The following is a 23,716-nucleotide window of genomic DNA, read 5'->3' on the forward strand; positions in this document are numbered from 1 at the left end:
CTACAAGATGCAATTCATGTAAATGCTATTTTTAATTTGTATTCATGGAGACTTTTTGTCTTATAGGCTGTTTGGAATCGTCCTCTGTTGCCTGTTTGGTACGTTTAATGAAGAAGGAAAGTAACAATCCGAGAACAGCAATGCCGATAATGACAACGTAAGCATCATTAATTCCCTGAATCATGGACTCCATTCCCAACTGCTGCTTCGTTAATCCGTTGGCTGCACCCGTTGCAACCATATCTTGCGCATGTGTCATTGTACGACTGGTCATTACACTCACGAGTAATGAAGTACCAACTGCGCCAGCCACTTGTCTAACGGTATTGGATATCGCTGTACCGTGTGGTCCAAGTCGTGGTGGCAGCTGATTCAAACCTGCCGTTTGAATTGGCATCATGAGCAAGGCCATACCAATTCGGCGACCTGTTGACATTAATACCAGGTAGGTGTAGCTGGTAGAATCGGTTAAATCAATGAACCCGATAGTGGTTACGATTGTGATAACCATCCCGATAATCGCCAGCCATTTTGCGCCAAAACGGTCAAACAATCTACCCGTAATCGGCATCAGGAAGCCCATGACAAGCGCTCCTGGAAGAAGCAATAATCCGGACTCCAATGCAGTGTAACCCCGTGCATTTTGGAGGTATAACGGAAGCAGCATCATATCGGCATACATGATCATCGTGATCGCGATATTAATGATCGTGGTCAGAGAGAACATATTATACTTGAAGGCCCGCAGATCGAGCAGGGGATTTGCAGATGCAAGTTGTCTCCATGTGAATAGTCCAAGAGAAACAACTCCTGCTGCAAGGCATATGATGACTTCTGCACTTGACCATCCCAGACTTCCCGCCCGGCTGAAGCCATACAGTAATGCACCAAATCCAATCGTGGACAGCAATACACTGAGTGTGTCGAATTTGGTATTGACTCGTTCCGATACATTTTTGAGGTATACAAACGCAAAACCAATAACGATAACAGTTAGTGGAATCATCCCGTAAAACATCGTTTGCCATGTGTAATTTTCAAGAATATAACCAGCAAGGGTCGGCCCAATCGCCGGAGCGAAAATGATGGCAAAACCGACCATGCCCATTGCGGCGCCCCTTTTCTCAGGAGTGAACAAGGTTAGAATGACATGCATTAACAATGGCATGATAATACCAGCACCGGCTGCTTGAACCATACGCCCTGTCAGCAGTGTACCGAAATTACTCGCAAGGGCAGATATAATCGTACCGATGAGGAAAATAAACATCGAAGCTTGAAATAATTGCCGTGTCGAGAAGCGTTGCATGAAATAGGCCGTGATGGGAATAAGTACACCATTCACCAGCATGTAACCTGTTGTAAACCATTGGGCTGTTGCTGCTGAGATATTAAAATCACCCATCAGCTCCGGAGTTGCCACACTCATTACGGTTTGGTTCAATGTGGCAAGAAATGCACCCAAAATCATAACAAACAGTATGGGGCCCTTTTTTACGTCATCTCTTTCTTTTAATCTAGCCTGGCTCAATCCATTCCATCCTTTCAATCCACACGTGACTAAATTTACAACGTGTTGTATAGTTTACATTGTATCTATTGAATTATATACATATTCCCGAAGAATACAATTTACGATTTTGGGTATTTTCGTTGCTTATTTTACGGAAAAATAAAATATGTAGTCTAATTCGCAAATAAACGACTGATCATTTAAAATTGTAATTTTTAAAATTTGAGGAGGGGATTTTGCGATGAAAAACGAAAAGAAGTCTGCTACAGACCCTCGTATACTTCGTACGAGGCAGTTGATTCGTGATGCTTTTGTAGATCTTTTGCAGGAAATGGACATCGAAAAATTGTCGGTCAATCGGATTGCAGAACGAGCGACGATCAACCGTGTGACCTTCTATCTGCATTATCGGGACATCACAGACATGATGGAGAAAATGGCGGACGAGATGATCGAGCACATTGAACGGATCGTGGACGAGTATGCTCCTCCGTTAGAGGATGCTGCCAAAGACGATGGTTGGCCTGTGCTTGTGAAATTGCTTGAACACTTTGCCGACCATTCCAAATTCTATCGTGTTGTTCTTGCATCCAGACGCACACCCATTTTTACGGAAAGGCTCTTGAAATTGTTAACGAGACTCGTATCGGCCAAGATTGAAAGTTTGGAGATAGGAAGTTCTCTTGCACAAGCGGGTATTCATAAGGAGATCGCCATCTGGTACAGTTCCTCAGCCCTGATAGGAACCATTGTATCCTGGCTTCGCAATGACATGCCCTATGCACCACATTTTCTTGCCAAACAGTTTTCTTTAATTCGGGCTTATTCTTACAATGATTTGATATAACCAAAAAAACATCCAACGATAGTCAGGATCAACTATACGCGGATGTCTTTTCAACGGATTATAAAATGGCTATTCATCTGCCGGAGTTCGTAATATCATATACAGCCCAATGAGTGCTGCAAGAGCACCAAAAATAATACCTGACAGTCCATTGTAAAAGGTGGGATCTCCTTTGTATGTGAATGACATAATCGCAGTTTGTGTTAAGGAAAGGGAAATCAAGGATGAGGAGAAATTTGTCAGCTTGATAGCTTCAATGACTGGCTCATTATTCCGTCTCGCCATAATCGCGCCCCCAAGAGATACCGCAATTTCGGTAAAAGTAACGGCAGCTATAATGAAGGCAACATAGTGAGGATAATGTGTTCTGCTGCTTGCAACAAATAATAATTTACTGCAATAAATGATGTACACCACACTTGAAGCGAGTACAATATTGCCTATAAATCGGTATGCAGCGTATTGTTTTTTTAGGATTTCCTCCGGGCTGGAATCATCAAGATTCGAGTCCTCATGTGCTTTTGCTGCGAAATACTTGGCAACAGCAATGCCGATATTATAGAAGGCGTTAATGCATAAAAAGAAAGAGAGGGAGTAGATCCCTAAGAATATTTTTCCAACTGCGATAAGGGCATTAAGTGGAATAGATAATTTTGCAAAGTAGACAATGCGATTATTTTTAACTTTAAAGACAGATTCTCCTCTATTCAATGGACGTATCCAATTCACTGTATCCCTCCCGAACGAACCCATGTGCAAAAAAATGAACCTAGTGTTCAAGCATACCATAGTAAACCATATGGTCCACGTATTCGGTTTAGACATGTTCATTCCTAGTGATATGGAACTACATAGCAGTAAACCAAATTTCTTCTTAATTTTCATCATTAAATGTACGAATAGTATAAAAATACACCTTAAATTATACATATTATGAATTTAGTTCAAAAGTTTCATTTCAAATAATATACGATTGGTATAAAATGGGTTGTGCGCTGAACTGTCAATTCATGTGCCGACAAAGAAAAATAGTTCGAGAGGCGGTGTTTGGATGTACAAAGAAGTGATTCGTGTTCACGATATAAGCAATTTCCAGTCAAGATCGGAGGAGTTTTTCCCAATTCACTGGTTTCGGAAAATGTTGTCGGAGAAACCTGTCTACTATCATGAGGATACGGACACCTGGAATGTGTTCAGGTATGACGATGTTAAGCAGGTACTAAGCAATCATGAATTTTTCTCATCCGAAGGCTCAAGAACAACCATATCCGTTGGTGCCAAAAACAAGGAAGGTACACCCCCGGACAAAATGAATATTTCGAGCATCGATCCCCCGCGCCATCAAAAAAGCCGTTCGCTGCTCTCTGCTGCTTTTACACCGCGCAGCCTGAAAAACTGGGAGCCACGGATTCGGAACATTGCAACTCAACTGGTCGAGGACATCGAGCTCGATACAACGATCGATATCGTACAAGCACTGGCAGCACCATTGCCTTCAATGGTTATGGCTGATTTGTTGGGTATCCCACTAACAGACAGCCATCGCTTCAAAAGCTGGGTAGACATACTGTTTCAACCTGCAAATAACGAAAATGCAGAGGAAATGGAACTGAAAAAGCAGGTCGCAGCGCAGGAGTATTACCAGTTCCTGTACCCTATTGTCGTTCAGAAACGGACACAGCCTGGTGACGATATCATTACGGATCTGCAGAAGGTGGATGTGGACGGCGAGAAATTTTCCGATGATGAGGTTGTTCGGACCACAATGCTTTTGCTCGGAGCCGGTATTGAAACAACCAGTCACATGGTATCCAGTACATTTTATTCTTTTCTCTATGATGACCCCAACCTGTATGTTCAATTAAGAGAGAACCCTGAGCTTGTCCCACTTGCAGTGGAAGAGATGCTTCGTTATCGATTTCATAATGCCAAGCGGCATCGGACGGTTAAGAAGGATAATGATCTGTTGGGTGTGCAACTGAAAAAAGGGGATGTTGTCATCTCATGGATGAGTGCGGCGAATATGGATGAGAACGTATTTGAGAATCCGTTCGAATTGAATATTCATCGTCCTAATAACAAAAAACATCTAACCTTTGGAAATGGTCCACATTTCTGTCTGGGTGCTCCACTGGCGAGAATGGAATTAAGTGTTGCTTTGACCGCATTTGTAGAAAGGGTGCCCTTTATCGAATCGGTTGAATCATTTGAATTGGAAAACCATCTTACCGTCTCGGCTCCAGGTCAGTCCCTGACATACTTGCCCGTGAAGATTGGGCATTAGGAGAAAGGCGAATATCATACTTTTCATACAAAAAGCCGAGATTGGATGCTTAACAGCATCCGATCTGCGGCTTTTATATCGTTTAAGCCATTTGGTTTTGATTCAACCGTGGCAGAGATTCAAGGGGATAATTCACGCAAGTAGGAGCTGCAGCAATGTTGGCTGAACATTCTCTTAAGCTAGAAATGATAATACATATGACAAAACAGCTATTTAGGTGACAGAGTAGGGGAAGGATTTTACTGGTTACCATACAATTAAATATGAGAAAATCACATTAGGGGAGGTGGAGATGACTCGACGTGGTCTTCTTTCTGCGTCATGTGCTTATTTTCGTCAGGAGGGGAAAACGACCGGGCAAAATGCTGCTGCTCCTTCATGAGCAAATCGACTTTGTGGTGCAGATGGTCCAACTTTTTATTGTAATGCTTGTAGGTATAGAACCCAATTACAGCCTTGATCGCAAAAAAAATAACAGCTGCCGCAATAATCAAGATATAGTTAGAAGCAATATGCCTGATCCAGCTATTGATTTCATTTATCACGTATAACCTTCCTTTCGCTAGAAATGCAGAAATACAGATTAATCTATTCATTGCCTTAGTTACAGGAAAAATTACGTGGAAAATGTTCTCAAATGAGAGCTGAGGTACCAGGATTACACATGGTATCATTGTGTTTATTCCTGTTATTCAGTAAAATTATTTTTAATTTAACTTTTCCAAAGGAGAGCAGAATCGTGCTGGAACTTAGCTTTAACGACCCGGAAAAACTAGTAAGTGTCACTCACGCCTTGTCGACTCGTTCCCGGATTGACATTCTCCAGCTTTTGAATGCAAACAAGCTAAACATTATCGAAATCGCCGAGGCGTTGAACCTGCCAGTGTCGACGGTAGCCAACCATATTAAAGTGCTGGAGGCCGCCCATTTAATACATACAGAAATGCTTCCAGCTTCGCGCGGGGCCATGAAGGTTTGCAGCCGCAATTATGATGATATTCATATTGCCTTGGACAGGGTGAGTTCCTTTCCCCAACGGGATACGAATGTCTATGAAGTTCATATGCCGATAGGGCATTACAGCGATTGTGAGGTTGCGCCAACATGTGGTATGGCGAGCACGGAGGAAATGATTCTGAAGGAAGACGACCCGGCAAGCTTTTATCATCCCAAGCATATTGATGCTCAGATCATCTGGCTGGCAAAAGGGTATCTGGAATATTTGCTTCCGATGGATATTCCGCAAGGTGCTACGATTGAAGCTTTGGAATTGTCCATGGAAATCTGTTCTGAAGTAGCAACCTATAATAATGAGTGGCCTTCGGATATTTCCGTTTGGGTCAATGGCACTGAGATCGGGATGTGGACAAGTCCCGGAGATTTGGGTGACCGCCGTGGCAAACTGAATCCGGCATGGTGGTCTGATGGTTCCACACAGTACGGCATTCTCAAAAAATGGCGAGTGGACGACAACAAGACCGTGCTGGACAAGGAGAAAATTTCGGATGTGTCCCTGTCCGATCTTCATCTCGAGGATAAACACAAGTTAAGATTACGAATTGGAATTCATCCGGATGCCAGACATCAAGGCGGTATGAATCTGTTCGGCAATGAATTCGGAGATCATGAACAGAACATTATGATGCAGGTAAAGTATACGATGAATGCGGGCGATAAGGATGCGAGATATGCCAAATAACGGTACCTCATTTATCGTGAGTATCGAGCGTTTCAAACCTCACTTGTTTCATCTGGAGCAGGGTGAGGGCTTATTCAAGTCCCATTCACATGCATATGATGAACTCACACTTATACTGGATGGAGAAGGGTATTACAGTTCGCCTGAGCAGAATGTCAAAGTGGGTGCGGGTGACCTCATTATGATTCCGCCAGGGCTTCATCACGGTTATGTGTGGGCACCGGAAATCCATTTTTTGAATGAAAAATGGTACATATACTATACGGCTAATGATGGTGGAGGGGACGATTCACGGCGAATTTGCGTACTGGAGAATGAAAGTTTAAATCCTATGGAAGGTGACTGGGTATGGAAGGGGGCACTGGAAACTCCTGTCCCCGGTCTGGATGGCACCGTGTTGAAGAGGGGGAGCGAGCTCTATTTTTTGTACGCAGGTTATGGTCATTTTCCGGACTATGGGTCAGCGATCTATATTATGCGGATGTCTGACCCTTATTCTATAACGGGGGAGCATGTGCTGCTAACTGCGCCACCCTTTCTTGGGAAAAGCAAGGCGGAATGGCGATTAATGAAGGTCCGGTCACGCTGCATCGAAATGGACGCATTTTTCTGATTTACTCGGCAAGCACAACCTGGTCGGAAGATTATGCGCTGGGCATGCTGACCATGAATGAAGAGGATGATCCGATGTTGGCCTCATCATGGACCAAATCCTTGCAGCCTGTTTTTCGAAAAAGTATTGAAAATAATGTATATGCCACAGGGCACAACAGTTTTACAACGTCACCGGATGGTCTGGAGGACTGGATTGTATATCATGCTCTTCCTGCACCGGGTGCAGATACCGGTTTACGGGCAACGCGCATTCAAAAATTTGAATGGAACGGCGATGGAACACCTGATTTTGGTGTGCCTTTCAGCGATGATCATGCCCTTCAAATTCCATCGGGAGAGTGAAACATAAGGCTCGAGAATCGTGTATAAGTGCGCCTATAGTTACAAGTATTTTGTAATTAAAAACAAACACAAGTGAATAATTTGATGGAAATGCGTGCGGTCATTCATGGAATAAAGCAATACTTCTATTGCAATTGAATTCATGTGAAGTGTATTAAATCAGCGGTATTTCAGCTATTTTACATTGATTTAGTTAGTTTTTTTATGTATCTTGTAGAAAAACAATCAGGAATGGCAAATGTATTTTGTTACAATAAATTAGATTGAAAGCGTTGACATCTAATTATTGTGTAACTATAATTTGAGTCGAATACAGAACATTACAATTCAGGATCAACATCGTTCTGGGGAGGATTTCAAATTCGTAGCGGGGGGAGGATATGTTCGGACCATTCCCAACGATTATTCAGCCTATCCCTATAAAACAGATGCCACGCTGAACGTTTGCATGCCAGCCATTCCCAGCATTCCGGACATGAATAATCAAGCCGTGCAAAAGCAAGTGGAGCAATTGACCGGTATTAATGTGAATTTTATTACACCGTCCGTTGGACAGGAGGCGGATGCCTTTACTCTGATGATCTCATCCGGCGAGCTTCCCGATATCATTATCAATCCCGAACGTTACCCTGGGGAGCTTGAGGCCGGATTGAATGATGGCGCTTATATGGATCTCACTGATTTTTTGTAAAAGGAGTATACTTCGGTTCGATCAAAGACTAATAGGAGTGATTTTACATGAATAAAGAGAAGATGATACAGATACCCCGCCCGGAATATCCTCGTCCTCAGTGGGTGCGGAGCAATTGGACCAATCTTAACGGAACCTGGCAGTTTGAAAAGGATCATGGAAAAAGCGGAAAAGCACGCGGCTATGAGCAGTCCGAGCATCATCTCGCTGGAACGATCACCGTTCCGTTCTGCCCAGAAAGCAAGCTGTCCGGTGTGGCATATACCGATTTTATGGCGGCGGTATGGTATAAACGGGAATTCTCTATTCCAGATAACTGGATGAACGGACGCATTTTGCTTCATTTTGGCGCTGTTGATTATGAAGCGGAGATCTGGATCAACGGAAAAGCCGTTGGCAAGCATCGGGGAGGCTACTCACCCTTCCATTTTGACATCACATCCCATGTCTCATCGGGTACAAATGTAGTCACGGTGTATGCGGAAGATGATGTGCGTTCTGGGCGCCAGCCGCGAGGCAAACAGAGCGAACAATTCCATTCACATGGCTGTGATTACACCCGGACTACGGGGATCTGGCAGACCGTTTGGCTGGAGCAGGTGCCAGAGGTGTATCTATCCGACATGAAAGTCGTCGCTGATCCGGATAATTCATGCGTGCACCTGGAAGCGAATATATGCGGTAACGCTGCTGGAGGCGAACTGACTGCAAATGCCCGCTTTGAAGGAAAGGATGTTGGGTCGACAACGGCGGTTGTTCATGGTCCTTCGGTGAAGCTTATCGTTCCATTATCCGAGATCCATTTATGGGAGCCGGGGCATGCCAAACTGTATGATCTGGAACTGAAGCTGAATAAACAGGATCAGACCAGCGATACGGTTGCTTCGTATTTTGGACTACGGACGGTAAGGCTGGATGGTATGGCGTTTCGTATCAATGAGAAATCCATTTTTCAGCGGCTCGTGCTGGATCAGGGATTTTACCCGGAAGGCATCTATACGGCACCCAGCGACGAGGACCTGCGCAAGGATATCGAAATCTCTATGGAGCTTGGCTTTAATGGGGCGAGATTGCATGAAAAGATGTTTGAGCCGCGTTTCCTGTATTGGGCTGACCAGCTAGGCTATCTGGTATGGGGAGAACATGCCAACTGGGGACTGGATATTACAACGACCGAAAGTCTGGCCCGGTTCCTGCCGGAATGGATGGAAGGTATGGAACGTGACTTCAATCATCCATCGCTTATCGGTTGGTGTCCGTTCAACGAAACATGGGATCGTGGTGGGACGCGTCAGGATAACGACGTGCTCCGTATTGTCTATGAGATGACTAAACGAATGGACCCGACACGTCCTGTCATTGATACCAGCGGTAACTTTCATGTGGTGACAGATATCTTCGATTTGCATGACTATGATCAGAATCCGGAAACGTTCCGTGCCAGATATGAACCGATGAAAAGCGGCGGGGAAGTGTTCAATACGTTTCCGGAGCGGCAGACGTATGAAGGGCAGCCTTATTTTATCAGTGAGTACGGTGGTATCTGGTGGAACCCGGATCAGCAAGATGAGAATGCTTGGGGATATGGAGATAGACCCCAATCCGAAGAGGCTTTCATTGCGCGCTACGAGGGATTAACCAATGTCCTGCTGGACCATCCAAAAATGTTCGGGTTTTGCTATACCCAGCTGTATGATGTGGAACAGGAAGTGAATGGACTGTACACCTATGACCGACGTCCCAAATTCGACCCGGAAACAATTCGTCGAATCAATTCCCGCAAGGCTGCTATCGAGGATTGAACGTTGAAGGGTTAGTTACGTGCTTGATTCATAATCCGATAGGAGAGGGAGCGTGACTGTAGATGAAAATCATGAATTACAGGAGCAAATTGTTGCTGGCCTTATGTGCATTTCTTATTTTTCCAATGGGACAGACGACACATGCAGCTACCGTTCAGAACAACTTCTATAATGTGGTGATGCAGGATGGAGCTGATCCATGGGTTTACAAGCACACAGACGGATTCTACTATTTCACCAAAACGACAGGCGGAGACGTTACCATCTGGAAGTCAGCACAATTAACAACCGTTGATGCGGCTCCAACCACGGTTGTAAATACCGGCTGCTGCGGCATCTGGGCCCCTGAGCTTCATTACATCAACGGTGCATGGTATATCTATTATGCCAAGGATGATGGAGATAACGTCAATCACCGCATGTATGTTATGGAGAATACATCAGCTGATCCTACACAGGGAACCTGGCAATACAAAGGACAGATTACGGACCCAACCAACAAATGGGCCATCGACGGGACGGTATTACAGGTGAACGGACAGCTCTACTTCATCTGGTCGGGATGGGAAGGAGATACGAATGTACGGCAGAATCTGTATATTGCCCATATGAGCAATCCCTGGACCATCGATTCGAATCGTGTGGAGATTGCTCGACCAACCTACGCCTGGGAAACCAATCATTCTCCGAATGTAAATGAAGGACCGCAGGTAATCGTTCGAAATGGTGTAATCAGTCTTGTGTACTCGGCAAGTGGCAGCTGGACCAATGATTATTGTCTGGGGCTTATTACTGCCAGCACCTCAAGCAATTTGCTGAATCCGGCATCCTGGAGCAAACGCAGTCAGCCTATCTTCCAATCCGGTAACGGCCTTTACGGCCCGGGTCATCATTCCTTTACCAAGTCTCCTGACGGGACCGAGGACTGGATCATGTACCACACAGCAAAATTCAATAATTCCGGATGGAATCGAGAAATCCGCATACAGAAGTTCACCTGGAATGCCGACAATACCCCGAATTTGGGTGCACCTGTGAATCCCAATGTTCCTATTGCCTTGCCTTCGGGAGAAAAGCCGGTCGTTCGATATGAAGGAGAAGAGGGAACTTATGGCGGGATCGCTTACGCTTCCCAAAGTCCTTCCGGTTCAGGAGGCATGAAAGCTGGACATATTGATACTGCGGACAGCTATGTGGAATTTAACGTCAATGCAGCGACTGCTGGCCAGTATATTCTTCTGGCGAGGACGGCGAATGGCACCGCAGATGGCAACTGGTCCAACCTGCTGCTGAGTGTAAATGGAGGCACGGCCAGCCCTTTCTACATCACGAACAAGGGATGGGAGAACTGGGGACTGTCAACAGCGAGAATTCAGCTGAAGGCCGGTGTGAACAAAATTCGCTTCTCCAAAGGTGAAGGATATGGAGAACTGGACTTTTTTGATATCAAACCTGCAAATTAGAAAATTATAATACGATCCCAACCCTGCCAGTATCCCATGTGGACCTTGGCGGGGTTTTAATGTTTTAAAATTGAAACTTCATTCCATTCATATTCAGTTCATAAAAGTACGTTATTCTTCCCCTATAAACGATATGGGAGGAACCACAATTGAACAATACAGAGCAAAGAGCAACAGGCAATGACCTTGGAGAATGGGCGATCGAAGCACAAGGACTCGTGAAAACGTTTGGAGATAAACATGCAGTGGATGGTGTGAATCTGAATGTAAAGGCGGGTACAATCTACGGCGTACTGGGTCCAAATGGAGCAGGGAAAACAACAACGATTCGTATGCTGGGCACGCTGCTTCGGCCAGATGGAGGATCGGCCAAAATATTTGGCCATGATGTGGTGAAGGAGTCACATATCGCACGCCAGCTGATTGGACTCACAGGACAATATGCATCCGTTGACGAGTCACTTAGTGCCAACGAAAACTTGATGATATTTTCACGGCTTCTGGGCCTTGGCCGCGCAGAATCCAAACGCAAGACAGCTGAGCTTCTCGAAGAATTCGGCTTGACGGAAGCAGCGAAACGTCCGATCAAAGGGTTCTCGGGAGGGATGCGCCGCCGTCTGGATCTGGCCGCAAGCCTTATTGCTCAGCCGCCGCTGATCTTTCTGGATGAACCGACGACGGGACTGGATCCACGGACACGTGCCCAGATGTGGAATACGATCCGGCAGTTGGTCAAAACAGGTTCAACAGTGCTTCTGACGACACAATACCTTGATGAAGCAGATCAACTTGCCGATCGTGTTGCCGTAATCGATCAGGGTCATGTTGTGGCAGAGGGCACGGTGGATGATTTGAAATCTTCAGTTGGTACTGCATCACTTCAGCTGCGCATCCAGGAACCGACACGGATTGAACACGCTCGGCAGATTGTGGAGCAGATCCTTCGGACAGAATCCAGTGTATCGGCGGAAGCAGGGAAGATTACTGCACCTATGGCGAATGCGAATATTGCAGCAGATCTGCTGATCGCCTTCCGTTCCGCAGGCATTGATCTGGCAGAGATGAGTGTCCAGAAGCCTACACTTGATGAAGTGTTTCTGACCATTACAGGCCAAGATGCGAGTGGTCATGCGTCTCAAACATCTGAAGAATCTCAACAATCAAATGCAGTGAAGGAGTTGCGAGCATGAACAGTACAATAGCGAAACAAAACCCAAGTCGGAAGCTGAGAAAATACACAAGCTTTGGGCAAACCGTCCGGAATTCCTTGACGATGGCTTATCGTGGGATTTTGAAGGTTCGGCGTACACCAGAGCAGTTATTTGATGTTACACTACAGCCGATCATTTTCACCTTGATGTTTACGTACATTTTTGGCGGTGCGATCTCGGGAAATATTCAAGCTTATTTGTTGGTTATTATTCCGGGTATACTGGTGCAGACGGTAATTACAAGCTCCGTTGTTACGGGGGTGCAATTGCGTGAGGATATGGATAAAGGGGTATTCGACCGGTTCAAATCGCTGCCTATAGCTCGTATTGCGCCACTGGCTGGAGCATTGCTGGCAGACACGATTCGATATACCATTGCAACGTTCGTTACCTTTACGATTGGCTATTTATTGGGATATAGCCCTGCAGGTGGACTAGGTCATGTCGCTTTGGCAGGATTGCTGGTCATTATATGCGCTTGGGCAATCAGTTGGATATTTGCTTTTCTTGGTGTTATTGCTCGTACAGCTTCCAGTGTACAGGGGATTTCTATGCTCGTGCTGTTTCCGCTCACCTTTGCTTCGAACGCTTTCGTTCCGGTAGATACGATGCCGAATTGGCTTCAGTGGGTTGTCAATGTCAATCCGATATCACATCTGGTCTCGGCTGTACGGGAGTTGGCGAATCAAGGGACAATGGGAACCGATCTGGTGACTAGCCTTGCCGGAGCTGCGGTTATTGTAGCCATTTTTGCGCCATTGACCGTACGGGCATATATGCGTAGAACATAATTGAAAGTCATGAAATTTTGCTGAAACGTGTTGGATGTCAGGAAAGAGACGTATGCCCGCAGGGTATAAGGTCTCCTTCTTGACAGAATGTGAAGTATAAGGCAAGGTTGAAAAAATGGAGGTGGTCACATTGACAAGCATATTGGTTGTTGATGACGACCCGCATATCCGAGAGCTGGTAGGACATTTTTTGCAGCAGGAAGGTTTGCATGTAATCGAGGCTGTTGACGGACTGGATGCACTGCGATTACTCGCTGACCATAAGGTCGACCTGGTCGTTCTCGATATTATGATGCCGGGTATGGATGGATGGGAGCTGTGTCGTCAGTTGAGGCAGCAGACGGATCTGCCGCTCCTGATGTTAACGGCAAAAGGGGAAACTTCGCAGATCATTAAAGGATTTACACTTGGGACGGATGATTATTTAGTGAAGCCTTTTGACCCGCTGGTACTGGTCGCACGGGTGAAGGCTTTGTTGAAACGATATCGTATTATGACTTCACAAGTGATACCCCTTGGAGAACTTGTTCTGCGGCGTGATACGTATGAGTGCAAGCAGGGGGATCAGGATATTGTGTTGCCACGCAAGGAATTTGAACTGTTGTTTACTCTTGCGAGTTATCCTGGCAAGACCTTTACCCGGGATCAGTTAATCGAAAAGATCTGGGGTTATGATTATGAAGGGGACGAGAGAACGATTGATGTGCATATCAAGCGTCTTCGTGAACGGTTTCCGGAGGAAGAGCATGCTTTCGTCATTCGTACCATGCGAGGTTTGGGCTATCGTCTGGAGGTAAGGCAATGAAGCAGGGGCCCGGATTTCTTCATGTTGCCAGAAATTTCATTCTGGTATCTCTGGCCCTGTTTGCCTGCTGGACAGCGGCATTCTACATTACCAAGAGTGTGTATGCCTATATTTCGTGGAATCCGCATGATTTGATTAGTTTACTCATCAATGCCATGCTCGGATTTATTTTTTTTGGATTATTCATTGTCATTATCGGCCCGCTGGTCAAAGGTAGGGAATATGACTTCCTACACGAGATGATTCAGGCGTTAAGAAGTATTTCCCGTGGCGATTTTCGTGTAAATCTGGATTCGGCTTATGTGAAAAGAAACGGAAGGCCAGGACATAATCATCCGTTAGCCGAGCTGGTAGATAGTATTAACGATATGGCAGCGAACCTCAAAGTGATGGAAGATCTGCGTCAGGAGTTCATTTCGAACGTTTCACATGAGATCGGATCACCGCTCACGTCAATCAGCGGGTTCGCCAGAGCGTTGAAAAATAAAGATATGGATCAGGAGAAACGGGAAAAGTATCTGACGATCATTGAGACGGAATGTGTCCGTTTGTCCAGACTCAGTGATAATTTGATGAAACTTGCCGTTCTGGATTCATCCGAGCATGCCTCTCATAAAACATCTTACCGATTGGATCGGCAGCTGGTGACTCTTGTTCTGGCTTGCGAACCCCAATGGGATGATAAAAAAATTGATATGAACGTAGAGCTGGAAGAAGTTGAAATTTTTGCTGACGAGGACTTGATGATTCAGTTGTGGATTAACCTGATTCATAATGCAATCAAGTTCACACCAGAAGGTGGAACGATTGGTATTTTCCTAACGCAGAGTGAAGACAAGGTCAGTGTTCGCATTACGGACAGTGGTCCCGGTATCACCAAACAGGATCAGCTTCGCATATTCGAACGGTTCTACAAGGTGGATCAATCCCGTACACGTTCCATGGGAGGCAGTGGGCTGGGCTTATCCATCGTGCATAAGATTGTGGAGATGCATGATGGCACCGTCTCTGTGTTTAGTGAACCGGGAGAAGGTGCGACATTCACGGTACAACTTCCGGCCCATTCAGCCTAAAAAGAATGCCATAAAGGGTAATCGATGGACATTGTCTGTCAATTACCCCTTTTATTTCAATGAATTCGGCTTTTTTTGTACAAAATAAGAGATACAAGTGATAATTTCACAGGGAAGCCAAACACATAAGGTCGTAAGGAGTGGGCAATGTGCTGATATCTTCTACTCACCAAAAGCGTCTGACTGACATAATGAATTCATTCCCGATACAGCCAAAGTATACAAAAGCACAACTGCTGATTAATGATCTGAAATTAAGCTCTTCAGGAGAGATTGAGATATTCTATTCTCCGCATAATGAATATATCAATCCTTCCGCAAAAGTCATGCTTGTGGGCATCACACCAGGTTGGCAACAGATGGAGATTGCTTATAGAACGGCCATCCAAGCTCTGAAGGAACATCATTCATACGAACAAGCCTGTAAAGAAGCCAAAATAGCGGCAAGAATGGCCGGCTCCATGCGTACCAACTTGATTCAAATGCTCCAGGAGATAGGGCTGCATGACTACTTAACAGTGCCCCATGTGCAAAGGCTTTTTGGAGCAGACTGTACATTGTTACATACAACTTCCCTGATTCGATATCCGGTCTTCGTGAATAAGCAAAATTACAATGGACACCAGCCTTCCATTACTAAAAATGAATTTCTGTATGAAGCCATACTTGAGTCTTTTCTTCCAGAATTGGAACAGCTGAAGCATCCTCTTATTATTCCATTAGGAAAGTCGGTGGAGGCTGTACTTCATCAATTGCTTGATGAACATCGGATAGACAATGGAAAAATTTTATGGGGATTCCCTCATCCATCTGGTGCCAATGGCTCTCGTGTGACACAGTTTCTTCATAACAAGGCGGGGATGCAGAACATTTTGAGGGGATGGCGTGATTAAATTTCTTACGTGCTTCTTGCTTTTTACAAATTCAATAATAGTATAATGATTACGACTACATGACATGGAAACAGGAAAAGAGGAAACAAATGCCTACAATACTAGTTGCTGACGATGATCCGAACATTCGTGAACTCGTCTGTTTATTTTTGAGAAATGACGGATTTGAAACGGCTGAAGCCGCGGATGGCAAGGAGGCACTGACCGTTTACGGCTCAACGCATGTTGATCTTGTCGTGCTTGATATTATGATGCCGATTATGGATGGATGGACATTATGCAAAGAACTGCGGAGAGCCAATCCGGATCTTCCGTTGCTCATGCTGACGGCGAGAGGGGAGACCTGGGAGAAGGTGAAGGGATTCGAGCTGGGAACCGATGATTATTTGACGAAACCATTCGATCCGTTGGAGCTCACGGCTCGTGTTCGAGCTTTACTGAAACGATACAAAATCGGCTCCACGCAGACGATTCATTTCGGCAACGTCATCCTGGATCGACAAACCTACAAGGTGACAAGCGGAACAGAGTCGCTTACGTTGCCGCTGAAGGAGTTCGAATTGCTCTATAAACTCGCTGGAACACCCGGACAAGTATATACACGTGAGCAATTAATAGATCAGATCTGGGGCATCGATTATGCTGGTGATGATCGAACCGTAGACGTACATATTAAACGCCTGCGTGAGCGCTTCGCAACAACACCCGATTTTCGGATCGAAACGGTGCGAGGTCTGGGGTACCGGCTTGAGGTTTACGAATGATTAGATCGTTATATATCCGTGTGGTCCTGACATTTCTGGTCTCCGTCATCGCCGGCACAGTCATTTCTTTTTTTATGTCCACGATGATATTTGAAGATCAATTGAATGAAAATGCTCAAATTAACATACGTAACTTCGGCCAAGATGTCGTGCAGATTTACAAGACCCTTCCATTAAGTGAAGCAGAATCGTTCGTGAGTGGAATGAAGCTACTGAATTCATATCATATTCGAATTTACGATGCATCGGGTAAGTTCCAGTCGTATGGAAAGCTTAACGGACATAAATCGGCCACGGTGACGAAAGAGCAACTAAAGAAAGTGTTAGATGGAGGCGTAGTCCAGGACAATCCGAACGGTATTGCAACAGTTCTTTTAGGTTTACCGGTGAAAACGGAAATGGGAGCGAAAGCAATATTTTTTGAGACGCTCGCTCCACCTTCTTCCTTGTTTGTCGTCCAATGGGCTTCGATCTTTGCAACCTGTTCGTTGCTTGCAGGGAGTATGATCATTCTGATTGCTTCCGTATTTCTGGTTAGACCGATCAAAAAACTGACAAGAGCGACGAAGCGGATCGCTGCTGGAGATTTCAATGTTAAGCTGAATATCAAGCAAACCGGAGAACTGGGGACACTGGCACGAAGCTTCGAAGAAATGATGCATGATTTGCAGCAGTTGGAGCAGATGCGCAGGGAATTTGTAACGAATGTGTCACACGAGGTTCAATCTCCGCTTACTTCGATATCCGGTTATGCTCAAGCACTGAAACAAGTTAATCTCGCAGATCATGAACGAAGTCGTTATCTTGATATTATAATCGCCGAGGCGAAGCGGATGTCCAAAATGAGTGATAATCTGCTCAAGCTCAGTGTGCTTGAATCGCAGTCACAGCAACCGCGACTTAGCACACTGAGCCTGGATGAACAGATCAGGCGGGTGATCGTAGCGCTTCAGCCACAATGGTCTTCACGCAACATTCATTTTGAACTGGATCTACAGACCGTTAAAGTTACGGCTGATCATGATCAGTTGAATCAGGTATGGACAAATATCCTCAGCAATGGCATCAAATTTTCCAAAGATGGCGGCGTGATTCACGTAGATATCAAGCAGGATGCCAAAAATGTGACCGTACGAATCTCCGATACGGGCATCGGAATTCCTCTCGAAGACCAGAAGCGTATTTTTGAACGGTTTTTCAAGTCGGATCGTTCTCATAGTCGCAAGTATGGCGGCAGTGGTATGGGACTTGCTATCGTTAAACAGATTGTATCGCTTCATCAAGGTGATATTGAGGTGGAAAGCGAAGTGGGTCAGGGAACGACCTTTATCGTTTCATTGCCAATCACGCCTCCTACCGATATTTAGACATACAGGTGAGGTGAATGTACAGAACAGAATATACACTGGATTATGGTTTAAACCGAATTTTCAGGCCACGTTTCACATACAAGTTTCCTTATATGTGAAACGTGGCCTTTTTTTTGTTAGTTCATGCTCCGTTCATATTGTCGTCATGGTGAGGACATCTTGGTTGGTTAGGCTTGTATTAACGCTTGTTACGGCCATTAACCAGATGAGGACAGGAGCAGATGTATGTGACACAAGAAAGAGAGAAGAAAAAATGAGATGGAATAAAATGAAAGGGGATATTAACCCGTCGTGATTCTACCCGGTTATGAAACAGCCGTACCACACTAGATTTTAAGCCGCTTATCTCAGAGCTGACTCCATATTATAAAGTGGTCGTGGTTGAGCCTGGATTGAGTGATCAGACCGAAAAGTAACGCAGTACGGCAAATATCGTTAATGAAATTCATGAAGCTTTACAGAGTCTCCATATTGATCGTTATATCCTTATGGGTCATTCCATTTCGGAAATTTATCCGCCAATGACGTCACCGTAATTATTAATTTATTTGCTTGTTCATATTCAGTTCATATTGACGTCACGGAGAGTACATTTTCATACGTTAAGATTTCATTAGCAGCTAAGAAGAAAGCCGAACAAACAGTTCAAGACAGGAGAAGATGAGAGTGACACAACCAGAGGAAAAGAAAGCGAAGAATGGCTCGAGGGCCAAAAAGGTAAGAAACAATATACTTAAAGTACTAGGAGCAATCGTAATCGCCATTGTTTTGTTTCTAGGTATTGTTTATATCACGAATGTGATCAGCACTAATTCAGAGGCGAAAAAGATAGAGACTTACGGCCAGCACGTATCGGTAGACGGGAAAAATATGAATGTGCTCATTCAAGGTGAAGGCAAGGAAACGATCGTGCTTCTGCCCGGTTATGGAACAGCAACACCAGCGCTTGATTTCAAGTTACTTATTGATGAATTATCTCCATTTTACAAAGTGGTTGCAGTTGAGCCTTTCGGTTATGGATTAAGTGATGGAACAGAAAAAGAAAGAACCACAGAGAATATCGTAAGTGAAGTTCATGAAGCTTTACAACAGCTTAACATTAACCAGTATATCCTCATGGGCCACTCCATTGCAGGCATTTACGGCATTGATTATGTGAACAAATATCCAAACGAGGTGACGGCATTTGTCGGAATCGATAGCAGTGTTTCAACACAACCGGGTATGGATGCCAAAATGCCTACAAAAATGTTCGGATTCCTTAAAAAATCAGGTCTCCAAAGATTAGTGGTCAAATTTGGTGAAGGCCCTTATGCTGGACTCCCATTTGATGAACACACCGTAGAGCAGATGGAAATGCTGTCGAATAAAAACTCGAACAGTTCCACGATGTTAAATGAGATGGACCATATTTCTTCCAATTTCAAAGGGGCCCAAGGTTTAACCTTCCCTAAAGACCTTCCACTTCTTCTCTTTGTTCAAGCGAATAATGAAGGTGTAAAAGGTTGGATACCTTTGCATGAAGGGCAGATCAAAGATTCGGTACATGGAAAAGTAATCACAATGGATGGAGGACATTATTTACACCATACGTTATTTAAAGAAATAGCTGAAGACTTTAGAGCATTCATGAACGAAGTGAAGTAAATATCCTGTAATAGTCTACTCGTGATTTCACAGATTTGTATCAATGAATATGAAAAGCCGTCCTGTGGGACGGTTTTTCCATAGTAAGTCCAATTCGGCCGATGTCCGTGATGAAAGAGAGGAATTCAAATGAGATTATTTGAGATACTTTTAGTTTTATCCTGTTTCGCTTTACTGGTAGATCTATTGTTTATTAAAAGAAGTGCAAAGAAAATAGGCTTGGGTTTGGGTATAGGAAGTAGCGTTATATTATTAGTTCAATTATTTGTTGAGGGATACAGATGGCAGTTGCTTTTGGTATATATCATGACGGCGCTATTCATACTCATCGTTTTATTCAGACATTCCGAAAAGATGGTGAATCTAAAAATAGGGAAGTTCTTGAAATATAGTTTATCTTCCCTAATCGTCATTCTGATGGTTGTTTCTACTGCCTTGTCTGTATACCTACCTGTTTTTAATTTGCCGAAGCCGGATGGTCCAGAGAAAGTGGGTACTCAAACCTTTCATTTTACGGATCAGAACAGAGACGAAGTCTTAACTGAAGATCAGAGCGACAAGAGGGAGTTAATGGTCCAATTCTGGTATCCTACTGAGAACATTAATAACAACAAGCGTGACACACTGTTTCCGAATAATAAAGAAATGTTCAAAAAGTATATTCAGAGCTTCTCTGCTTCTTTAAAACTGCCCGAATTTTTGCTTGACTACTTGAAGTATAGTCAAACCAACTCTTATGAAAATGTAGAAATATTACCTTCCACAAGTCCTTATCCCGTGGTACTGCTATCTCATGGTATGGGAACCAGTAGAATTCTACAAGCATCACAGGCGGAGAGTCTGGCCAGTCATGGGTTTATCGTAGTCACCATCGACCATACGTATAGCACCTTTGCTACTCTTTTTCCAGATGGCCGTGTAACGGATTACAAAAAAAGTACGACTACATTAGATGAACGTACAAAAACAGGGAATATATGGACAAAAGACGTGGAGTTTGTAATCGATCAAATTGAAAAGCTGAATTCAGGTGCAATTGAAAGTCAATTCAAAGGGAAAATTGATTTAAATAACATAGGCGCGATGGGGCATTCTTTTGGGGGTGCAACGGCGTTTAATGCAACGTATTTAGATCATCGAATCAAGGCCGGGGTTAATATGGATGGGTCACTGAATGAAGTAGAAGATAGAGATGATATAAACAAGCCGTTTATGTTCATCCGATCGGGAAGTTTTGAAGAATGGTTAGCCAATTTTGAAAAGGATAGAAATTCGGATGACGAAGTAACTAAATTTCTTTCAGATGAGCTACACATTATGAAAAATGTTATCAATCATGGGGGAAATGTGATTTATATAGAAGGAACCCAGCACTTCAATTTCACGGATCTTCAATTCTATTCGGAGCTGGTTAAACTGTCCGGGATCACAGGAGACATCAATGGTAAAAGAGGATCAAACATTGTAAATCAATATGTACTTGATTTCTTTAATAAGCAATTGAAAGGAACGGGCGGAACTCTGATTCAGGGGCCGAGCGACTTGTATCCAGAGGTGAAATTTATAGATCCAAAAGAACTTTAATCAACCAAAACATTAAAATTCAGGAGATGATGTGATTGGGACGACAAAAGGGGAAACGCAATTCAATCGCTGTGTTAACTCTGGTATTAACGATGTTAGCTCCAATGTCTGCAATGGCCGCGCCTGCTACAAGTAGCAGTAATTTTACGTATGAACCAACCAAGAAAACGGTGTTGGAGAAAGCCAAGTTACTCACTGAGAAGCATGGAATCACAAGTCTGCAATATGCCCTTATCGATGGTGGCGAGATTGTGGTGTCCGGTCAGACGGGTAAAAACGATAAAAACAACAAGGTGCCTCTTACGCAGGATACGATCTATGGCATAGGATCAACTAGTAAAATGTTTCTCACAGCTTCTGTTATGAAGTTAGTTGACGAAGGCGAGGTGGATTTGGATCTGCCTGTTGTGAACTATATACCTGATTTTCAGATGAAAGATCTTCGCTACAAACAAATCACACCACGCATGCTGTTGAATCATTCTTCCGGTCTGCTGGGCAGCACTGGCAGCAATGCCACATTGTACGGGGATAACGATACGTACTCACATGATACGTTTCTCGATCAATTGGCGAGTCAAAACCTGAAGGCAGATCCCGGCGCATTCTCGGTGTATAGTAACGATGGGTTTACGTTATCCGAGATTATGGTTGAACGTGTTAGCGGCATGAGTTTTACAGCTTTTATACACCGATATTTTACGGAACCTTTGGACATGAAATATACCAAAACACCACAGGATGTGGTTGACACGGCAGCAATGGCGGGAATCTATTCTCCTTTGGTTGAGGGTCAGCTTCCACAAGAGAATTATAATGTTATCGCTACTGGAGGCATTTATTCCACAGCTGAAGATCTTGCGAAGTTTTCACAAATCTTCACGGGAGAGGTCCAAGGTATTCTTACCGATAAGTCTGTAGAAGCCATGGCGCAAGAAGAGTACAAAAAAGGCATGTGGCCAGAGGATGGCGATACGTCTATATCTTACGGTTTAGGGTGGGATAGTGTAAATCTGTACCCATTCAGTGAATACGGTATCAAGGCAGTAACGAAAGGTGGAGATACCATATCGTATCACTCATCATTAGTCGTACTGCCGGAATATAATCTGGCTGCAGCCGTTACCTCATCAGGTGGAACAAGTGCCAAAGATCAGTTCATTGCGAGTGAATTATTACTCAGCGCACTTGAGGAAAAGGGAATTATTACAGAACGGAAGCCGGAAAAATCGTTTGGTATGCCCGTGAAGGCAGATATACCTAAAGAAATATCCACGAATGCAGGTATATATGGCGGCAATAATTCGGTTAAGAAGATCGAAATGAATACTGCTGGACAAATGACTGTATCCACACCCACAGCTCCAATTGATTCGGCTCAAAAATACACCTATACAGCGGATGGTACTTTTGTTAACGATGAAGGCACGGAAAAGTTGAAATTCGTTAAAGAGAAGAATGGAAGGACTTATCTGTGGTATCGATCTTATATATCCTTGCCAGGACTTGGACAATTGGCTTTCTCCGAATATAAAATGGAGAAGCTGGAAGCCAATGAATTATCCCAGGATAATACGGCCTCATGGGAGCAGCGTGAAGGTAAAAAATATTACCTGGTGAATGAGAAATATACATCAACGGTGTATCTCAATTCAGCACCAATCCTCCCTATTCATTTGGACAAAGAGACCCCAGGGTATATATCCAATACTAAGATTATTGGAGCAAACGAAGCAGTCACTGAGCTGCAAATCCCTGGCCTGGCTGGACGTGATACAAAGGAGATTTATTTTGCTAAAAAGAACGGAGTAGAGTACATTACAGCCGTTGGTAGCATATACGCCAGTGAGGAATTTGTACAAACACTCTATTCGGGCAAACAATCTGTAACAACGATTCAATCAGACGGATATGCCAGATGGTATTCGATACCCGCAACGGTGAAAGGAAAAGTCATGACGGTAAAAATGCCTAAAAATGGCGCTTTCGCCGTATATGATCAAAAGGGTGTATGTATTAATCACACCGTGGTTAGCGGTAAGAATGAGGTTATTTTACCAGAAAACGGCCGCATTGTATTTGCTGGTGACGTTGATTCCACATTTGAAATTTCATTGAAATAGACGAGTCTTTATCCCCTTTAAGTGTCTACTTAAAGGGGATATTTTTATGACGAAAAAAGGAACGATCATAGATCGTAAATCATCATGTACTCAAATTATTTTGCCTGTTCATATTCGGTTCATATAGACGTCACGAGCAGTACATTTATATTGGTTAAGCTTAGTTTAGTACAAAGCAAGATACTCTAATAGAGAGATA

General features: G+C 44.1%; 19 protein-coding genes and 2 pseudogenes. 18 read left to right on the plus strand and 3 right to left on the minus strand.

Translation table 11 applies throughout. The features are described from left to right. Window positions 1-31 precede the first annotated feature (31 nt). Window positions 32-1,471 carry a DHA2 family efflux MFS transporter permease subunit gene (locus P364_RS0133660; RefSeq protein ID WP_052016884.1) on the minus strand — a complete coding sequence of 480 codons (1,440 nt, stop codon included), beginning with the start codon at window positions 1,469-1,471 and terminating at the stop codon, window positions 32-34. A gap of 283 nt (window positions 1,472-1,754) precedes the next feature. On the opposite strand from P364_RS0133660, the gene P364_RS0133665 reads away from it, so the two are divergent. Then, window positions 1,755-2,360, plus strand: a complete 606-nt coding sequence (locus tag P364_RS0133665; RefSeq protein WP_024634363.1) for a TetR/AcrR family transcriptional regulator — start codon at window positions 1,755-1,757, stop codon at window positions 2,358-2,360. 69 nt (window positions 2,361-2,429) lie between these two features. Here P364_RS0133665 and P364_RS0133670 read toward each other — a convergent pair whose 3' ends face one another. Then, window positions 2,430-3,089: a hypothetical protein gene (locus tag P364_RS0133670; RefSeq protein WP_024634364.1), complete on the minus strand. Its 660-nt coding sequence runs from the start codon at window positions 3,087-3,089 to the stop codon at window positions 2,430-2,432. 322 nt (window positions 3,090-3,411) lie between these two features. Between P364_RS0133670 and P364_RS0133675 the strand changes: the two genes are divergently transcribed. Then, window positions 3,412-4,644, plus strand: coding sequence for a cytochrome P450 (locus P364_RS0133675; protein ID WP_024634365.1), 1,233 nt, complete (start codon window positions 3,412-3,414; stop codon window positions 4,642-4,644). 272 nt (window positions 4,645-4,916) lie between these two features. Here P364_RS0133675 and P364_RS37935 read toward each other — a convergent pair whose 3' ends face one another. Continuing rightward, window positions 4,917-5,189, minus strand: coding sequence for a hypothetical protein (locus tag P364_RS37935; protein ID WP_024634366.1), 273 nt, complete (start codon window positions 5,187-5,189; stop codon window positions 4,917-4,919). A gap of 194 nt (window positions 5,190-5,383) precedes the next feature. Between P364_RS37935 and P364_RS0133685 the strand changes: the two genes are divergently transcribed. The 16 genes and pseudogenes from P364_RS0133685 (at window position 5,384) to P364_RS0133755 (ending at window position 23,517) form a co-directional block, all read left to right on the plus strand. After that, a complete protein-coding gene (locus P364_RS0133685; RefSeq protein WP_024634367.1) occupies window positions 5,384-6,343 on the plus strand; it encodes an ArsR/SmtB family transcription factor in 960 nt (319 codons plus the stop codon). Next, window positions 6,333-7,300: pseudogene (locus tag P364_RS38405) on the plus strand (family 43 glycosylhydrolase). The gene P364_RS0133685 and the pseudogene P364_RS38405 overlap by 11 nt, the downstream one beginning before the upstream one ends. A gap of 301 nt (window positions 7,301-7,601) precedes the next feature. After that, on the plus strand, window positions 7,602-7,991 hold the full coding sequence (locus P364_RS0133695) for a hypothetical protein (RefSeq protein WP_024634368.1): 390 nt from the start codon (window positions 7,602-7,604) through the stop codon (window positions 7,989-7,991). A gap of 47 nt (window positions 7,992-8,038) precedes the next feature. Continuing rightward, entirely contained in the window at window positions 8,039-9,793 is a 1,755-nt protein-coding gene (locus P364_RS0133700) for a glycoside hydrolase family 2 protein (RefSeq protein WP_236642119.1), read from the plus strand. Window positions 9,794-9,855: 62 nt separating this feature from the next. Continuing rightward, entirely contained in the window at window positions 9,856-11,256 is a 1,401-nt protein-coding gene (locus P364_RS0133705; RefSeq protein WP_024634370.1) for a family 43 glycosylhydrolase, read from the plus strand. 149 nt (window positions 11,257-11,405) lie between these two features. Beyond that, window positions 11,406-12,446, plus strand: a complete 1,041-nt coding sequence (locus P364_RS0133710) for a daunorubicin resistance protein DrrA family ABC transporter ATP-binding protein (protein ID WP_024634371.1) — start codon at window positions 11,406-11,408, stop codon at window positions 12,444-12,446. After that, the gene (locus P364_RS0133715; RefSeq protein ID WP_024634372.1) at window positions 12,443-13,258 is read left to right on the plus strand and encodes an ABC transporter permease; all 816 of its coding nucleotides are present in this window, start codon (window positions 12,443-12,445) and stop codon (window positions 13,256-13,258) included. The genes P364_RS0133710 and P364_RS0133715 overlap by 4 nt, the downstream gene beginning before the upstream one ends. 130 nt (window positions 13,259-13,388) lie before the next feature. Next, entirely contained in the window at window positions 13,389-14,063 is a 675-nt protein-coding gene (locus tag P364_RS0133720; RefSeq protein ID WP_024634373.1) for a response regulator transcription factor, read from the plus strand. After that, entirely contained in the window at window positions 14,060-15,136 is a 1,077-nt protein-coding gene (locus P364_RS0133725; protein WP_024634374.1) for a sensor histidine kinase, read from the plus strand. The genes P364_RS0133720 and P364_RS0133725 overlap by 4 nt, the downstream gene beginning before the upstream one ends. Before the next feature lie 149 nt (window positions 15,137-15,285). Further along, entirely contained in the window at window positions 15,286-16,029 is a 744-nt protein-coding gene (locus tag P364_RS0133730; RefSeq protein WP_236642120.1) for a hypothetical protein, read from the plus strand. 89 nt (window positions 16,030-16,118) lie between these two features. After that, entirely contained in the window at window positions 16,119-16,793 is a 675-nt protein-coding gene (locus P364_RS0133735) for a response regulator transcription factor (RefSeq protein WP_024634376.1), read from the plus strand. Further along, window positions 16,790-18,160 (plus strand): HAMP domain-containing sensor histidine kinase, encoded by a 1,371-nt coding sequence (locus P364_RS0133740; RefSeq protein WP_024634377.1) that lies wholly within the window; start codon window positions 16,790-16,792, stop codon window positions 18,158-18,160. Before P364_RS0133735 ends, P364_RS0133740 begins: the two co-directional genes overlap by 4 nt. Before the next feature lie 294 nt (window positions 18,161-18,454). Then, window positions 18,455-18,678, plus strand: a pseudogene (locus tag P364_RS38410) (alpha/beta fold hydrolase); the annotation flags it as partial. A gap of 151 nt (window positions 18,679-18,829) precedes the next feature. Next, window positions 18,830-19,810 (plus strand): alpha/beta hydrolase, encoded by a 981-nt coding sequence (locus tag P364_RS0133745; RefSeq protein ID WP_024634378.1) that lies wholly within the window; start codon window positions 18,830-18,832, stop codon window positions 19,808-19,810. A 129-nt stretch (window positions 19,811-19,939) separates the two neighbouring features. After that, complete coding sequence (locus tag P364_RS0133750) at window positions 19,940-21,394, plus strand: alpha/beta hydrolase family protein (protein WP_024634379.1); 1,455 nt, start codon at window positions 19,940-19,942, stop codon at window positions 21,392-21,394. 92 nt (window positions 21,395-21,486) lie between these two features. Then, on the plus strand, window positions 21,487-23,517 hold the full coding sequence (locus P364_RS0133755; RefSeq protein ID WP_052016885.1) for a serine hydrolase domain-containing protein: 2,031 nt from the start codon (window positions 21,487-21,489) through the stop codon (window positions 23,515-23,517). The last annotated feature ends 199 nt before the right edge of the window (window positions 23,518-23,716 follow it).

Origin of the sequence: Paenibacillus sp. MAEPY2 (genome assembly GCF_000499205.1) — a bacterium.
In the GTDB taxonomy this organism is placed as follows: domain Bacteria; phylum Bacillota; class Bacilli; order Paenibacillales; family Paenibacillaceae; genus Paenibacillus; species Paenibacillus vandeheii.

Bases quoted from the DNA above. Each gene is read 5' to 3' on its own strand.
- P364_RS0133660 (WP_052016884.1), bottom strand. From the start codon at position 1,471: ATGATTTTGGGTGCATTTCTTGCCACATTGAACCAAACCGTAATGAGT.
- P364_RS0133665 (WP_024634363.1), top strand. From the start codon at position 1,755: ATGAAAAACGAAAAGAAGTCTGCTACAGACCCTCGTATACTTCGTACG.
- P364_RS0133675 (WP_024634365.1), top strand. From the start codon at position 3,412: ATGTACAAAGAAGTGATTCGTGTTCACGATATAAGCAATTTCCAGTCA.
- P364_RS0133700 (WP_236642119.1), top strand. From the start codon at position 8,039: ATGAATAAAGAGAAGATGATACAGATACCCCGCCCGGAATATCCTCGT.
- P364_RS0133705 (WP_024634370.1), top strand. From the start codon at position 9,856: ATGAAAATCATGAATTACAGGAGCAAATTGTTGCTGGCCTTATGTGCA.
- P364_RS0133715 (WP_024634372.1), top strand. From the start codon at position 12,443: ATGAACAGTACAATAGCGAAACAAAACCCAAGTCGGAAGCTGAGAAAA.
- P364_RS0133725 (WP_024634374.1), top strand. From the start codon at position 14,060: ATGAAGCAGGGGCCCGGATTTCTTCATGTTGCCAGAAATTTCATTCTG.
- P364_RS0133735 (WP_024634376.1), top strand. From the start codon at position 16,119: ATGCCTACAATACTAGTTGCTGACGATGATCCGAACATTCGTGAACTC.
- P364_RS0133740 (WP_024634377.1), top strand. From the start codon at position 16,790: ATGATTAGATCGTTATATATCCGTGTGGTCCTGACATTTCTGGTCTCC.
- P364_RS0133750 (WP_024634379.1), top strand. From the start codon at position 19,940: ATGAGATTATTTGAGATACTTTTAGTTTTATCCTGTTTCGCTTTACTG.
- P364_RS0133755 (WP_052016885.1), top strand. From the start codon at position 21,487: ATGTTAGCTCCAATGTCTGCAATGGCCGCGCCTGCTACAAGTAGCAGT.